The sequence below is a fragment of the Undibacterium sp. Rencai35W genome (genome assembly GCF_049340185.1).
Lineage (GTDB): Bacteria > Pseudomonadota > Gammaproteobacteria > Burkholderiales > Burkholderiaceae_D > Undibacterium.
On record NZ_JBMPPC010000001.1, the window covers coordinates 116,690 to 131,890 of the forward strand.

The window sequence follows — 15,201 nt, forward strand, 5'->3', positions numbered from 1 at the left end:
AATTTTCTAGGGCGAATAACGATGATGAGTAATCTGCAAATGAACGAAGCTTATCCGGAATCGAGTACCTTTAAATCTGTCGGGTCGGCGTTAATTTCCGCAGCACTATCTTTACCTTTTACTGGTCACGCGCTTGCAGAGAATGCACCCGACAAGGGGACGATCAGTGTGAAGTATCTAGACTATCTGGACAGTCAGCCCGGTGAAGATCGGATCAAGGTCAAAGCAACTGCAGTAAAAATTATTGCGCCAGTTTCTGGCGAGTGGTCTTTGGGTGGCTCGATAACGACAGACGGTATTTCAGGCGCCTCGCCGTCCTACCATAATGCTGGTTTAAAGAAAATGGAGGATAGACGTAATGCCTCTGATGTTGAGGTAACACGTTATTTTCAGACGTCGACTTTCACCTTGGGGCTCAATGTTTCTAACGAATCTGATTATGTTTCAAAAGGTGTGTCAGCACAGGCGAGTTTTTCCAGTGAAGACAGAAACACAACATGGTCTGCAGGTATCGGTATGAACAGGGATACGATTAATCCTAATAATAAGATTGTTACTGATGAAAAGAAGCGGGTACTTGATTTGTTATTTAGTGTGACTCAAGTCCTGACGAGTAAAGATATTGCCCAATTAAGTGTCGGGATTTCCGATGGTAGTGGGTATTTTTCAGATCCTTACAAGGTTTTTGATAACCGGCCAAGAGAACGTACTAACCGTACTTTGCTGGCTCGCTGGAATCATTTTATTGATCTTACTCAAGGCACCGCCAGATTAAGTTATCGGTATTATTTAGATACATGGTCGGTCAAAGCACACACGATTGGTCTGGAATATGTTCAACCATTGGCAAATGGGTGGACGATCACTCCACAACTGAGAATGTATAGTCAAAGTGCTGCCAATTTTTATGTCAATGCAGATACCAGCGGCTCTCCTTTTCCACCGAATCCACCTGATGATGCAATATATTTTTCAGAAGATCAGCGTGTGTCTGCCTATGGTGCCCGCACTTTAGGTTTAAAAGTGGCAAAACAATTAGGTGATGACTGGCTGGTGGATATTAAATTTGAGCAATACACGCAACGTTCTAACTGGCGTTTATTTGGTAGTGGTAGCCCGGGAGTGTTGCCGTTTTATGCGAGAAGTATTCAGGTGGGATTGTCGAAACAGTTTTGAGATAGGTAATTAACAGATCTCGGGTACTTTTGATTTGTATGCAAATTTTTAGAATACCTTTTAAAGCAATGGCCTGTAGTTGTGAGCTTGTAATTGCAGCGACAGATGCGCAACAGGCAGAGCACTATTCACAGACAGCGATCAATGAAGTCATCCGCGTTGAACATAAATTTTCCCGATATCGTACAGACAGTATTGTATCGAGGATCAATCATTCGGCCGGGCAGAATCCCGTTGAATGTGATGAGGAAACCTGGGCTTTGCTGGAATATGCAGATAGCTTGTATTTGTCGAGCGACACCTTGTTTGATATCACCGCAGGCGTTCTCCGGCGCGCATGGGATTTCAGGTCTGGGAGAGTGCCATCCGATGAAGAGTTGTCTAAACTGTCAGCATTAATAGGATGGCAATTTGTCGAACGTGCAAATCATTGTATAAGCTTTGAAAAACATGGAATGGAAATTGATTTTGGTGGTTTTGGCAAGGAATACGCGGCAGACAGAGCGGGTGCAAAACTCATTGAGGCTGGCGCGATATATGGCTACGTGAACCTGGGGGGGGATATGCGTGTCATTGGACCTAAACCTGATCATAGTCCATGGAAAATAGGAATTCAGCATCCTAGATTAAAAGGTGAGTTGCTTGCTACTATTCCCATTGAACGAGGGGGGCTTGCAACAAGTGGCGACTATGAGCGGTTTTTTGAATTGAATGGACGACGTTACTGTCATGTGATCGATCCGCGATCGGGACAGCCAGTTTCACATTGGCAGACCGTTAGTGTAGTTGCTCCGTATGCGGTTGTTGCGGGTAACTGCACTACCATTGCTATGCTGAAGCAATCTGAGGGAATTGACTACTTGGAATCCACTGGAATGAGCTATCTGGCAATGGATCATCTAGGCGTCGTACATATGAATCAAGCCGTTTAACAACCTGATTATGTGCCCTTATATTTACAATTAATGAGATTTGGAGATTTGATATGGCGACAATAAACGGAACTGCCGGAAATGATTCCTGGACGGTAGTCAACCCTGGTACTGTTGTCATTGATGGCCTTGGCGGCATAGACACTTTATATCTCGGCACATCTTTACGGTCTAGCTACACGATTACTAAAACAAATGACGGAGCCGTGCATGTTGACTCTATTTCAAGTGCAAGTGGCGGAGAACCTTTTCATGCGACTTTATATAATTTTGAAAAATTGGTCTTTGCAAATAAAACAGATACGCTAGATATTGCGACTTATTTTGCGGATACGATTGCTCCGACTGTCAGCAGTTTTAGTCCTGCTGCGCAGGCGATGAATGTAGCGACTGATAGTAATATTATTTTGACGTTCAGTGAAGCGATTACCAGAGGCAGCGGCTTAGTTACTCTGACTACTGCGGACGGTACGCAAATCGCCAGTTATGATGCAGGCACTAGTTCCAACCTGTCGATTTCGGGTAATACTTTAACTTTGAATCCTTCTGCAGATCTGGGTTACGGAACTACTTATAAAGTTGTTGTCGCAAATGGTAGCGTGAAAGACCTAGCAGGTAATGCTTATGCAGGTATCAGCAGCTATTCTTTTACCACCGCGGTTGGCATAGTGAGGCAGGGAACTGCAGGGAAAGATACTTTCATTACCACCTCCGGTAACGATATTTTTACTGGAGGTGATGGCGTTGATACCGTAATTTATGCAGGTAAAAAAAGTGACTATGGTATTTCCGGAACAAATCCTGATTTCGTCGTGAAAGATAATGTTGGTCACGACGGTACTGATACGATTCATCAAGTAGAAAGATTACAGTTTTCTGATACTTCGCTTGCTTTTGATATTAATGGCATTGCTGGTCAGGCTTATCGAATTTATCAGGCTGCGTTTGACCGTAAGCCTGACATTACCGGGTTAGGGTATTGGATTAATGCGATGGATAGCGGCGCAAGTTTAACCAGCGTTGCAACGGGCTTCATGCAATCGGCTGAATTTAAGGCTATCTATGGTGCGAATCCAAGTAATACGGTTCTCGTTACTAATTTTTATCATAATGTTTTGCATCGGGAACCAGATCAAGGAGGATTGAATTTCTGGGTCAATGATCTTAATCTTGGAAATATCAGTCCCGCTAGCACCCTGGCAAGTTTTAGTGAAAGCCCAGAAAATCAGGCATTAGTTTTGGGGGCAATACAAAACGGGATTGATTACAAGCTATGGCTTGGCTAGCGCTCACACCACTAATACGGATAATCTAGTTACTGCAATAAGTTGCATTTGAATATGAGTCAGTGGAACTCGATACTCAATTAGACCCTAGCTAAACATAGCGGGTTGTTCATCGCGATTGTTTAATGCTGGCAGTAATTTCATATGATCGCAGTCGTGCTGCGTGATCAAAAATCTGTGATGTAATCATCAGCTCGTCTGCACCGGTGCGGTGGATAAATGCCTGCGTTGCTTCAGTAATCTTTTCTGGTGAACCGATCGCTGAACATGACAAAATCTGATCGAGTAAGGCTTTTTCACCGGGATGGATCTGGTCGAGAAAATTATCTACCGGAGGTGGCAAGCGTTTTGGTCTTCCGCTGCGCAAATTGATAAACGCCTGCTGAGCTGAGCTGGCGAGGTAATGTGCTTCTTTGTCGGTATCCGCTGCAAATACGTTAAATCCTAGCATCACATAAGGTTTTTGCAGTTGTTTCGAAGCTTGGAAGCGCTCACGATAAATGGCGATAGCCTGCATCATCTGTGATGGAGCGAAGTGAGAGGCAAACGCATATGGCAACCCCAGACTGGCTGCCAGTTGAGCCCCAAAAAGGCTAGAACCCAGTATCCATACCGGCACTTGTAAGCCTGTGCCGGGGACGGCGCGCACGGATTGTCTGGGTTCTGCTGAAAAATAATCGATGAGCTCAACCACATCCTGTGGGAATTCATCCGCATCTGAATCCAGATTTCTTCGCAACGCTCTTGCGGTTGCCTGATCGGAGCCCGGTGCCCGGCCCAGACCTAAATCGATGCGACTCGGAAATAACGATTCCAAGGTGCCAAATTGCTCTGCAATGACCAGTGGGGAGTGATTCGGCAGCATGATGCCACCAGCGCCAACCCTGATCGTCGAAGTGCCTGCTGCAACGTGACCGATGAGAATCGCAGTGGCCGCGCTAGCAATGCCTGGCATACCGTGATGCTCTGCCAGCCAGTAACGGTGATAACCCCACTGTTCTCCGTGTTGTGCCAGATTGAGCGTATTGCGAAATGATTGCGAGGCGTCGCTGCCTTCGGCAATGGGAGCAAGGTCGAGAATAGAAAATGGGATCATACAATCCATATGGGCTTATTTACCCGAAACACAAGTCTGCGGATGTATCAATACCTGCCGGTGTCTGCCCGTAATCTGACAGAGCGACTCCCGGCAGATATTGCATCTCCGTTTTAGCGTATCAGCAAACCTTCAGCCTTCATCGCTGTAATAACTGCGGGACGAGCGGCAATCCGTGCTCTAAATGCGAGCAGATTTGCAAAACCTGAGATATCCAAACCGACCAGATGTGCCCAGTTCGTTACATTGAACAGGTAGCCATCGGCGACGGAGAAGTGATCACCCAGCAGATAATCTTTACTGGCTAACTCGCTATCGACCCAAGCCAGGCGGGATTTTAGTTGATCAGAGGCAGCTGCTTTCGTTTCGACAGGAGTTCCTGGTTTGAATAGCGGAGCAAAATTTTTGTGCAATTCTGTTCCGATAAACGTCAGCCATTCCTGTAATTTGTAGCGTTCAAATGTACCGTTAGCTGGAGCCAGATTTTTCTCAGGGACCTGGTCGGCAATATATTGAACAATCGCCGGTCCTTCGTGCAGGCGGCGTCCGTCATCGAGTTCTAATAAGGGAACATAGCCAAGCGGATTGATGGTGTAAAAATCTGTGCCATCAGGTAACTTATGCGTTTTTGTCGGCGCTGGAATTGCTTCGAACGTCAATCCGGCTTCGTACAATGCGATATGGGCGGAGAGCGAGCAGGCACCTTGAGAATAATAGAGTTTCATATTGTCTTTACCTTTTTTGATTTGTGAATGTGTACGTTGATAGCTAATGGACAGCGTGGCTTGATGCAGGCTAAAAATTACATCAGCGAGTTTAACATTGCGCAGAAAAATTGTTTTGCGCGAGCAATGTTAAGTCACAGCGTTAAGCCGGTATCTGTGGAGTTACTTCACTGGCGAAGAAAATCTGATAGTCCTCAGGCGCCAGTCTTAGCAAACCTTGTATTGCCCGTTCAGCGCTCAACAATTGCCCTGTGGTGTACATACTAAAAAAAGGCTGGTGCACTTTAGCCTGATATGACTGCGCCGCTTTTTTAGTGACAGATGCCGCCCCCAGTAATTTCTCCAATTGTCGTGCCACGGCTTCACCGGTGTCGATGATCTGGACCGGCGCTGCGCCGCTATCGGTAATGATCTGTTGGATGGCATCAGTCACAAAAGGGTAGTGAGTGCACCCCAGAACCAGTGTGTCAATCCCTTGCGCTAACAATGGTGTTATGTAGCGATGCAGTAGCGCTACTGTGGACTCGGTATACAGTTCATTTTTTTCAATTTGATCTACGAGACCTATGCAGGCTTGGGACAGAAAGTGCACATCCGTATCAGCGGTGAGTCGATTTTTTAACGTTTGAAACTTCGTGCTTTGTAGCGTGGACTGAGTTGCCAGTACACCGATAGTATGATTTTTGCTGACTTGTATCGCTGGTTTCAGACCTGGCTCTACCCCGACAATGATCGTGTCGGGGTAAGCATCGCGCAGCGTTTTGATGGCTGCTGCTGTTGCCGTATTACAGGCGACGACGATCGCTTTGCAGTGTTTCTTGTGCAAATAATCAGCGATCAGCAGACTGCGTTCAATAATGAATGATTCCGGCTTGTCACCATAAGGCGCAAAGCCAGAATCCGCAAAATAAATCAATGATTCATCAGGAAGTCGCTGACGTATATGCTGAAGAACCGACAGGCCACCAATACCCGAATCAAACACGCCGACTGCACCATATTCTATTACTTGCATAACGTGTTTATTCTCGTAAATATTTTATTGATGTGTGCAGACGTCTTGCTAACTTAGTTCGTCACGGGAATGATGCCGATCTTGGCTTGCCATTCTTTTGGACCGGTGTTGTGGACGGACGTGCCGTTTGAATCGACTGCTACGGTGACCGGCATATCCACCACGTCAAACTCATAAATGGCTTCCATGCCGAGATCCGCAAACCCAACAACCTTCGCAGTTTTAATCGCCTTAGACACCAGATATGCAGCACCGCCGACAGCCATCAAATAAGCTGACTTATGATTCTTGATGGATTCGATCGCTGCGGGTCCACGCTCGGCTTTACCGATCATGGAAATTAAACCGGTTTTTTCCAGCATCATGTCAGTGAATTTATCCATGCGTGTTGCTGTTGTCGGTCCTGCAGGGCCAACCGCTTCATCACGTACCGGATCAACCGGGCCAACATAGTAAATAACGCGATTAGTAAAATCGACGGGTAAGCTCTCACCTTTGGCTAACATGTCCTGAATGCGTTTATGTGCAGCATCGCGACCTGTCAGCATTTTGCCGTTCAACAGCAGCGTCTGACCTGGTGTCCATGAGGCTACTTCCTCCTTCGTCAGTGTATTCAGATCGATACGTTTGGATTTTTCTGTATCCGCAGTCCAGTGCACATCAGGCCAGGTGGACAGCGCTGGTGGATCCATATAGACCGGTCCTGAACCGTCCATGACGAAGTGAGCATGGCGCGTTGCCGCACAGTTAGGGATCATGGCGACCGGTTTGGATGCCGCATGCGTCGGGTACATATTGATCTTCACGTCCAGCACGGTTGTCAAGCCGCCCAGGCCTTGTGCACCAATACCGAGCGCATTGATCTTGTCACACAATTCAATACGAAGTTCCTCGGTCTTGTTTTGCGGGCCGCGTTGTTTTAGCTCGTACATATCGATGTCTTGCATCAGCGATTCTTTTGCCATCAGCATGGCTTTTTCTGCAGTACCGCCGATACCGATACCTAGCATGCCAGGCGGACACCAGCCTGCGCCCATAGTCGGCACGGTTTTCATCACCCAGTCAATCAGTGAGTCGGATGGATTGAGCATCACGAATTTCGATTTGTTTTCTGAGCCGCCACCTTTTGCCGCGACCTGGATGTCAATCGTATTGCCCGGTACCAGTTCCATATGAATGACGGCAGGGGTATTGTCTTTGGTATTTTTACGGTCGAACAAGGGATCGGCGACGATAGAGGCGCGCAATACGTTGTCTGCATTCGCATAACCCTGACGCACACCTTCATTGACGGCATCAGTGATTGAACTGGTGAAGCCTTCGAGGCGGACGCCCATACCGATTTTCATGAATACATTGACGATTCCGGTGTCTTGACAGATCGGGCGATGTCCTTCTGCGCACATACGGGAATTGGTCAGAATCTGGGCGATGGCATCTTTTGCTGCCGGACTTTGTTCTGCCTCATATGCGCGACCCAGATGGGCAATGTAATCTGCCGGATGGTAATAGCTAATGTACTGCAATGCGGCGGCAACGGATTCGATCAGGTCGTCTTGTTTAATGACTGTCATGATATGGCTCTTGGCTAAGTAAAAAATCGGTGGAAAAGATTAATGTTTTTGCGCTTCGTTTTGCGTACGAGTAACCAGGTTGTCGCAGTACGCAATCGCTAATGCTGAAAGTAAAAAAGTAATATGAATCGCAGTTTGCGCGATGAGTTCTTTCGGCTCATAGGCGGCTGCATTGATAAAGGTTTTAAGCAAATGAATAGAGGAGATGCCGATGATCGCCATCGCCAGTTTGACCTTGAGTACGGTGGCATTCACGTGCGATAACCACTCAGGCTGATCAGGATGCCCTTCGATACCGAGGCGTGATACAAACGTTTCATAACCACCGATGATCACCATGATCAGCAGATTGGAAATCATGACAACGTCAATAAGACCCAGTACGACCAGCATAATCGTTGTTTCATTTAATCGGGTAGGGCGCGGCGCATTCGCCACTGTGACCGCGTCCAGAATATGTTTAAGCGCAGATTCATTGCCCATCGCCGCACCGATTAAATCACTCAGTTCGACCCAGAAATGGAACACATAAACTGCTTGCGCAAGTATCAAGCCCAGATACAGCGGCAATTGCAGCCAGCGGCTAAAGAATATAACGCCCGCTAGTGGCGATAGTTTATGCGGGGAGTTTTTTGACATAGGGCAAGTTTATCCATTGAAAAATGCTGTAGCAGCCGCTATTTTACACGGGCAAGCCGAGGACGGTGCAGCTTCAGTGTCGTCTAAATTGTTGTAGCGTAAGGCTTGAGTAAGTCTGCGCACCTATGTTATTGGCTGTCGTATTTGCACTCAATGATGTTGTCTTTTGTGGCATCATTGATAATGTTATTCACGTCATGCATTCACACCAAAACCTAAGCGCGGATCGCTAAATTGATCGTCGCGACCTGTGAATCAAAAACGTTGTAAACGTTGAATCCTAAGCACTGAACATAAGCCAATTACAATAAGCCGGAGATAAACATGTCTGACCTCGACACTACGAAAGCAGAATCTCGTATTTTTCCACCGCCAGCCGCTTTTGCCGCAACTGCGACGATTTCTGGGATGGCTTCCTACAACGCGCTCTGTGCCGAAGCCGAGAAAGATTACGAGGGTTTTTGGGGGCGACTGGCACGCGAGAATTTGCACTGGCATACACCGTTCACCAAAGTGCTGGACGAGTCCCAAGCACCATTTTATAAATGGTTTGAAGACGGTTTGCTCAACGTGTCGTATAACTGTCTGGACGTCAATCTACAAAACGGCAATGCCGACAAAGTGGCTGTTATCTTCGAGTCGGATGGCGGCGATGTCACCAGAGTCACTTATAAAGAATTACACCAAAAAGTGTGTCAGTTCGCGAATGGTCTCAAGTCTCTGGGTATTACCAAAGGTGACCGTGTAGTGATTTATATGCCGATGTCCGTAGAGGGTATCGTCGCGATGCAGGCGTGCGCACGTATTGGTGCCACGCACTCGGTCGTGTTTGGCGGTTTCTCTGCCAAATCCTTGCAAGAACGTATTGTCGATGTTGGTGCTGTGGCCGTGATTACTGCCGATGAGCAGGCGCGAGGTGGTAAACACTTGCCTTTGAAATCGATTGTCGACGAAGCTTTAGCATTAGGTGATTGCGAAAAGGTGCGCAATGTCGTGATCTATAAACGCACCGGCGGTAACATTGCTATTGTTCCAGGACGCGATCTCTGGATGCATGAATTAGTCGCTGCTCAATCTGATGTGTGCGAGCCTGAATGGGTGAGTGCAGAACATCCGCTTTTTATTCTTTACACATCAGGCTCAACAGGCAAACCAAAAGGTGTTCAGCATTCATCGGGCGGATACTTGCTTTGGGCAATATTGACGATGAAGTGGACTTTTGATCTGAAGCCTGATGATGTGTTCTGGTGTACTGCGGATATCGGCTGGGTTACCGGCCATACGTATATTACTTATGGCCCGCTTGCTGCCGGGGCAACTGAAATCGTTTTTGAAGGTATCCCGACGTTCCCGAATGCAGGTCGATTCTGGGACATGATACAAAAACACAAAGCAACGATTTTTTACACAGCACCGACTGCTATCCGTTCCCTGATTAAAGCTGCGGATGGCGATGAAAAAATCCATCCGAAGCAGTATGATTTATCGTCCTTGCGGCTCTTAGGTTCCGTCGGTGAGCCGATTAATCCTGAGGCCTGGATGTGGTATCACAATCATGTCGGCAATCAAAATTGCCCGATCGTCGATACGTTCTGGCAAACAGAGACTGGCGGCCACATGATGACACCATTACCTGGTGCAACGCCACTCGTGCCGGGCTCATGCACCTTGCCTTTGCCAGGTATTATGGCGGCAATCGTTGATGAGACTGGACACGATTTGCCGAACGGGCAGGGCGGTATTCTGGTGGTCAAACGTCCTTGGCCGTCGATGATACGCACGATCTGGGGGGATCCTGAGCGCTTTAAGAAGAGCTATTTCCCCGAAGAGTTTGGCGGGACGATGTATTTGGCCGGCGACGGCGCGATACGTAACAAGGATACCGCTTATTTTACGATTACCGGCCGTATCGATGATGTGCTGAACGTGTCCGGTCATCGCATGGGTACAATGGAAATCGAGTCGGCGTTAGTCGCGAATCCGCTGGTTGCAGAAGCGGCGGTGGTTGGTAAGCCAGACGACACAACCGGAGAAGCAATCTGCGCTTTTGTAGTGTTAAAACGCAGTCGCCCAACTGGCGATGAGGCTAGGCAAATCGCTACTGAGCTTCGTAACTGGGTCGCGAAAGAAATCGGGCCGATTGCCAAACCTAAAGAAATCCGCTTCGGTGATAACTTACCCAAAACGCGCTCCGGCAAAATCATGCGCCGTTTATTGCGTGTTTTAGCAAAAGGTGAAGAGATCACACAAGATATCTCTACTTTAGAAAATCCTGCGATTCTCGATCAGTTAAAGCAGGCTCAATAAAGACGTACTTGACGATTCATATTATCTAATCAGGCGCCCGAGATGATTGTGGTGTCAATTGCCGGGGTTCTTATCCGTTCACGATAAGAACCCCGCTTTGTTTTTACATCTTATTGCCACTCAAATTTAGTTGTTAAGCGTGGTGGCATCAGTCATTGGTGTAATTTAGATTTGCAAACAGGATGTTTTTGTTGTAATATTTGCAATATCTATCATGATTGAGGTGAGTCATGCAAGACACTTGCACCCAGCGTCCCAGCGAGGATGTTGTCTTAAACGCGCTATACAGTGCGGTCAGCGGAGAATTGCACTGGGCTGATGTATTGCGGACTTTGTCGGCTTATTTCGATGCCTCGTCTGCAATGTTAAAACTATCTGACCGGCGTCAATGTGCCCACAGTTTTTTTGTATCGAGTCAATTATCTGACCCTGTCGCCAAGGCCTATACCGATTACTGGTGGCGATATGATCCTTGGGCAAAAGCAGCGCAAAAAAATCTCAATTTTCAACAGAGCAAAGTAGCACGCGGTAGTGACTTGTTGACGGTTCGTGAACTGAAGCAAACTTTGTTTTATAAAGATTTTTTATTGCGTATCCCGGCCGAGCATTTATTGTTAAGTACGATCAGTGATCATGGTTCTGCTGATAGCCTGCAATCGCCGCCGGCAAGCTTTTGCTTTATGCGTGCACCTGATTGCGTTGATTTCTCTGATGCTGATGTAAAAAAACTCAAACAACTTACGCCGCATCTTCACCGTGCCTTTAAATTGCACTGGCAATGGCGTAGTAGCCAGGCGCAATTATTGGTATTCCAGCGTAGTCTTAACGGCCTTGATTTTGGCGTACTATTTTTTGATGCAACCGGTCGTATGCTGAGTGTGAATACTGTCGCGAAAGAGATTATTGCCGACCCTGAATTTAGTCAGTATTTTTTACCTTTGCCGCATGTCATGCAGATTGGCAGTCAGCTCGATCATCTGGTGCATGCAACAACAAGGGGTAAGGGAGGGCCGTTAAATTTATCTGGCAAAACCCAGCGCTTGCTCGCCTTCGCCTTACCTGTGGCGTATCCGGGGCGCGTAGTGGATAAACGTAAAATAGCGAGATGTGCCGTTATGTTGATGCTGGTCGATCCGCGCAAGCAACCGGGGGCTGCCATTGATTTTATGGTGCGCAGTTTTAAACTGAGTAAAGCTGAATCGAGAATTTTGCCGCTGTTATTTGATAACCATACACCGGCCGAGATGGCGGATATGCTAGGTCTGAAAATTTCGACCATACGCAGCCAACTTTCCTCGGTGTATGCCAAGACGGGCACAACACGTCAGCAAGAGTTAATTTTGCTACTTGGCGCAGCACCCCCGATACGGCAAGCGGATCCTGTCGTTCCCAATAGATCTGTTCATTAGCTATTTTGTCGTTGTGATGACGAGCTTATCGGTAATGAAAAAAGGGAGCCATTTGCACGGATCCCTTTTTGATGATTTGCTGCAAACCTGTTTCACAACCGATTCTATGAGATGGGCCTTATTGTCAGCTGTATGAGTGCATGCCGTATCGGATTGGCTTTATCCCAGGGACGTATCAATTTTGCGCTCACTTGATACACTCCCGCCACTCCGGTGACGCTTAACTGCTGCACAGGCCCGCTACCGGCCTGCGTTGCGTGTTCTGCTTCCTTGCCTGTATTGACTGACGATTTGTCAACGAGCCGGAGTCCGGACGGCAGATCGACATCCCAACGGAACCCGGTTGCGCCGCTTGTGCCAAGAGGCAGGGCAATGTCGTTGCCTTCCATTCCCTCGACGGTATGATTCTCACTAGCCATTGCCCATGCGCACATGTTTAGCCTCCTTCTGCGATACCACCTGCAACGGGCATCCACGGTTTCCAGCTAGTTAAACCCGGTTGCCAGTGTGAATTAATCACATTGTGATCAGTGCCAATCGCAAAAATATCCAGCTGATCCGGTGCTTTCGATACCGCAAAAACGGAGGTATCGGCGGCGGCGGTACCGCTGGCAACACGCCACCAGCCGTGCCACGAGGTAAAGCCGGGCTCCCATGCTGCGGTATAAATACCGTGATCAGTGCCCACAGCAAAAATATCGAGTTTATTAGCGCTGCGTGATACCCCGAACACGGAGGTATTTGGTGCCGCAACGCCACCTTGTATCCTCCACCAGCCGTGCCATGAAGTAAAACCTGGCTCCCATGCGGCAGTATAGATGCCACGATCACTGCCCACACAGAAAATATCGAGCTTATCGGGACTGCGTGATACCGCATAGACCGAACTGTTCGGTGCAGCGACCCCGCCTTGCACACGCCACCAGCCATGCCACGAGGTAAAGCCAGGTTCCCATGCCGCGGTGTAAATTCCCATATCGGCACCAACAGCAAAAATGTCTAACTTGTCTTTGCTGCGCGATACCGCGAAGACGGAGGTGTTAGGTGCGACTTTAAGATCGCCGATTTTCCACCAGCCACGCCATGAGGTGTCACCTGGTTGCCATGCGGCTGTATACACATGACCGTCGGTGCCGACACAAAATATATCCAAATGGTCTGCACTGCGTGACACCGCATGGATTGAGGTGCCTGGTGCGGCAACGCCGCCTTGAATACGCCACCAGCCACGCCAAGAAGTATCGCCTGGTTGCCATGCTGCGGTATAGGTGCCGTGATCTGTCCCGACACAAAATAAGTCTAACTTGTCTGGACTGCGAGAGACTGCATGCATAAAAGTACCTGGTGCCACGACGCCACCCTGTACCTGCCACCAGCCGCGGAAACTAGTTTCAGCTCCTTCCATCGCCGCGGTATAAGTCCCGCGGTTCGTGCCCGGAGTGAATACATCGAGTTTGTTTAGATTTCGTGAGACACCTGTCACCATGGAAGTAGTCGCAGGCATGATGATCCCATGGCAGCCATAAAATGGTTCGCTGTCGATATTGCATTGACCGTAACCTATCTTAAAGAAGCCAGCACCTGTACCGTCAGGATCCGCAGGGCCGCCGAACCCGGTTCCCCATGAATTGCGGCATATCCAGCACTGGTCAACATCGGAATAACCAATCACCATCACGGCATGGCCGCCACGGAACTTGCCGCTGACATGGTGATAAACACCGCCGCCATAGCTGTCGAAATCCTCATAGACAGCGAAACCGCAAACCATGGGGCCGACGCTGGAAAGATACGCTTTGCGTGAATCACCAGTCCAGGCACTGTAGTCACTAATGCTGTAGGTGCGAAAAGCACGATCCATCTCGGCGCGGTTATGCGCGGCCCAAAGGCTGTTCGGATCAGCAGGATTAGCAAGTTGTGGCGGATTATCGAATGCCGACATATAAGGAAACGTCGATTCGGTAGCAATACCGCGAGCCTTGATCTGGCCCAAGGCGGCGTCATTATTCCAGCCGCCGCAATTAGGACCATGTGAGGATGCAAAATGCTGATCCGCCTCAGATAAATTTACATTCATCGCGCCGCGCTCAATCGCTGCCATGGCCGCCGTCATGCCTGCCGTAGCAAAAGATACGCAAGAGCCGCAATAAGCCTGATCCGTGACCGGACCGATCACGCCACGGTCACGCCAGTCGAAAGAGGCTGGAGGCGCTCCTGCCGATGGAGCGTTACTGACGGCATTTGCAGGAGTTGCAGTGGCCGCAGACGATGCTGCTGTGCTAGCTATATTGGTTGAAAGATTCGTTGAAAAATATCTGGCGAACTGCGTTGGAAAGCGCTGGCGCATCAATGATTCTGCAACCAGTGAAGCTCGTTGTATTTTGCCTGCGTCTGACGGTTCCCAGCCGAGGCCGCGAGGGCGCTCGCCGGCAGGGACTGTGCGTACCCGCCACTGATGTCCGGCTTGCGTGATCGCTTGTTTTAGTAGAGTGGTATCGAGTGCCATTTTCATTACCTTCCAAATTAGATGGTTGAGTTATTGGGTCTGAAGCCAATGGCGCTGGCAAATTGATGCTTTGCTGTGCGTTATTGAGCGGGCGTTTTGGCAGACTGTCTAACTCCACCGTTCATGTCATCGACGAATGACAGGTCTGACCAAAACGACCCTCCGATAATGAAAGCCTTGAACAGAAGTTTCATCCTTCAAGTGAAGGAAAAATGAAACTATTTTTCACTTATTTTGTAAGCGACGCAGGATAGGGATGCAGGCGCGAACTATGGAGGTTTCAGGCAGGAGTAATTTCAGGACGGAGTGAGGCTAATACTATGAGTTGGCAGAATTCATGAAAGAGAATGGGGCGATTACAACGCTTAGCATTATTTTTCTCAAGAATAAAATTTCTCCGAGGGAATTTTTTCGGCTTCAGGTTAAAATTCGGCACGTGTAATGGCATTCAGACCTACCGGTCGGGTCATGTTGCTTTGCTATCCACATCCTGATATTTACTGATCTCGTGCACAGAATACAAAGATTTTTTTACG

The 15,201-nt window shown here is 48.3% G+C and carries 12 protein-coding genes; 5 read left to right on the plus strand and 7 right to left on the minus strand.

The window, feature by feature from the left end; translation table 11 throughout:
- Positions 1-21: 21 nt before the first annotated feature.
- Genes ACO0K3_RS00510 through ACO0K3_RS00520 form a run of 3 tightly spaced genes read left to right on the plus strand, consistent with a single transcriptional unit; the run spans position 22 to position 3,394 of the window.
- Positions 22-1,176: a DUF3570 domain-containing protein gene (locus ACO0K3_RS00510; RefSeq protein ID WP_422980927.1), complete on the plus strand. Its 1,155-nt coding sequence runs from the start codon at positions 22-24 to the stop codon at positions 1,174-1,176.
- 38 nt (positions 1,177-1,214) lie between these two features.
- Positions 1,215-2,108, plus strand: a complete 894-nt coding sequence (locus ACO0K3_RS00515) for an FAD:protein FMN transferase (RefSeq protein ID WP_422980929.1) — start codon at positions 1,215-1,217, stop codon at positions 2,106-2,108.
- 53 nt (positions 2,109-2,161) lie between these two features.
- Positions 2,162-3,394 carry a DUF4214 domain-containing protein gene (locus ACO0K3_RS00520; protein ID WP_422980931.1) on the plus strand — a complete coding sequence of 411 codons (1,233 nt, stop codon included), beginning with the start codon at positions 2,162-2,164 and terminating at the stop codon, positions 3,392-3,394.
- Between the two features lie 109 nt (positions 3,395-3,503).
- On the opposite strand, the gene ACO0K3_RS00525 is transcribed toward ACO0K3_RS00520, so the two are convergent.
- The 5 genes from ACO0K3_RS00525 to ACO0K3_RS00545 form a co-directional block, all read right to left on the minus strand.
- Positions 3,504-4,490, minus strand: a complete 987-nt coding sequence (locus tag ACO0K3_RS00525) for an LLM class flavin-dependent oxidoreductase (RefSeq protein WP_422980933.1) — start codon at positions 4,488-4,490, stop codon at positions 3,504-3,506.
- A 113-nt stretch (positions 4,491-4,603) separates the two neighbouring features.
- On the minus strand, positions 4,604-5,215 hold the full coding sequence (gene gstA / locus ACO0K3_RS00530) for a glutathione transferase GstA (RefSeq protein ID WP_422980935.1): 612 nt from the start codon (positions 5,213-5,215) through the stop codon (positions 4,604-4,606).
- 142 nt (positions 5,216-5,357) lie between these two features.
- Positions 5,358-6,230, minus strand: a complete 873-nt coding sequence (gene murI / locus ACO0K3_RS00535) for a glutamate racemase (protein WP_422980937.1) — start codon at positions 6,228-6,230, stop codon at positions 5,358-5,360.
- Positions 6,231-6,283: 53 nt separating this feature from the next.
- Complete coding sequence (locus ACO0K3_RS00540) at positions 6,284-7,804, minus strand: fumarate hydratase (RefSeq protein ID WP_422980939.1); 1,521 nt, start codon at positions 7,802-7,804, stop codon at positions 6,284-6,286.
- A 39-nt stretch (positions 7,805-7,843) separates the two neighbouring features.
- Entirely contained in the window at positions 7,844-8,443 is a 600-nt protein-coding gene (locus ACO0K3_RS00545; protein WP_422980941.1) for a TIGR00645 family protein, read from the minus strand.
- A 324-nt stretch (positions 8,444-8,767) separates the two neighbouring features.
- Here ACO0K3_RS00545 and acs point away from each other — a divergent pair, with 324 nt between their 5' ends.
- Both acs and ACO0K3_RS00555 read left to right on the plus strand, forming a co-directional pair.
- Positions 8,768-10,750 carry an acetate--CoA ligase gene (gene acs, locus ACO0K3_RS00550; RefSeq protein WP_422980943.1) on the plus strand — a complete coding sequence of 661 codons (1,983 nt, stop codon included), beginning with the start codon at positions 8,768-8,770 and terminating at the stop codon, positions 10,748-10,750.
- A 230-nt stretch (positions 10,751-10,980) separates the two neighbouring features.
- The gene (locus ACO0K3_RS00555; protein ID WP_422980945.1) at positions 10,981-12,159 is read left to right on the plus strand and encodes a hypothetical protein; all 1,179 of its coding nucleotides are present in this window, start codon (positions 10,981-10,983) and stop codon (positions 12,157-12,159) included.
- 104 nt (positions 12,160-12,263) lie between these two features.
- On the opposite strand, the gene ACO0K3_RS00560 is transcribed toward ACO0K3_RS00555, so the two are convergent.
- Together ACO0K3_RS00560 and ACO0K3_RS00565 are read right to left on the minus strand one after the other, a co-directional pair.
- Positions 12,264-12,593, minus strand: coding sequence for a protease inhibitor I42 family protein (locus tag ACO0K3_RS00560; RefSeq protein ID WP_422980947.1), 330 nt, complete (start codon positions 12,591-12,593; stop codon positions 12,264-12,266).
- A gap of 2 nt (positions 12,594-12,595) precedes the next feature.
- Positions 12,596-14,665, minus strand: a complete 2,070-nt coding sequence (locus ACO0K3_RS00565; protein WP_422980949.1) for a C1 family peptidase — start codon at positions 14,663-14,665, stop codon at positions 12,596-12,598.
- Positions 14,666-15,201: the final 536 nt, after the last annotated feature.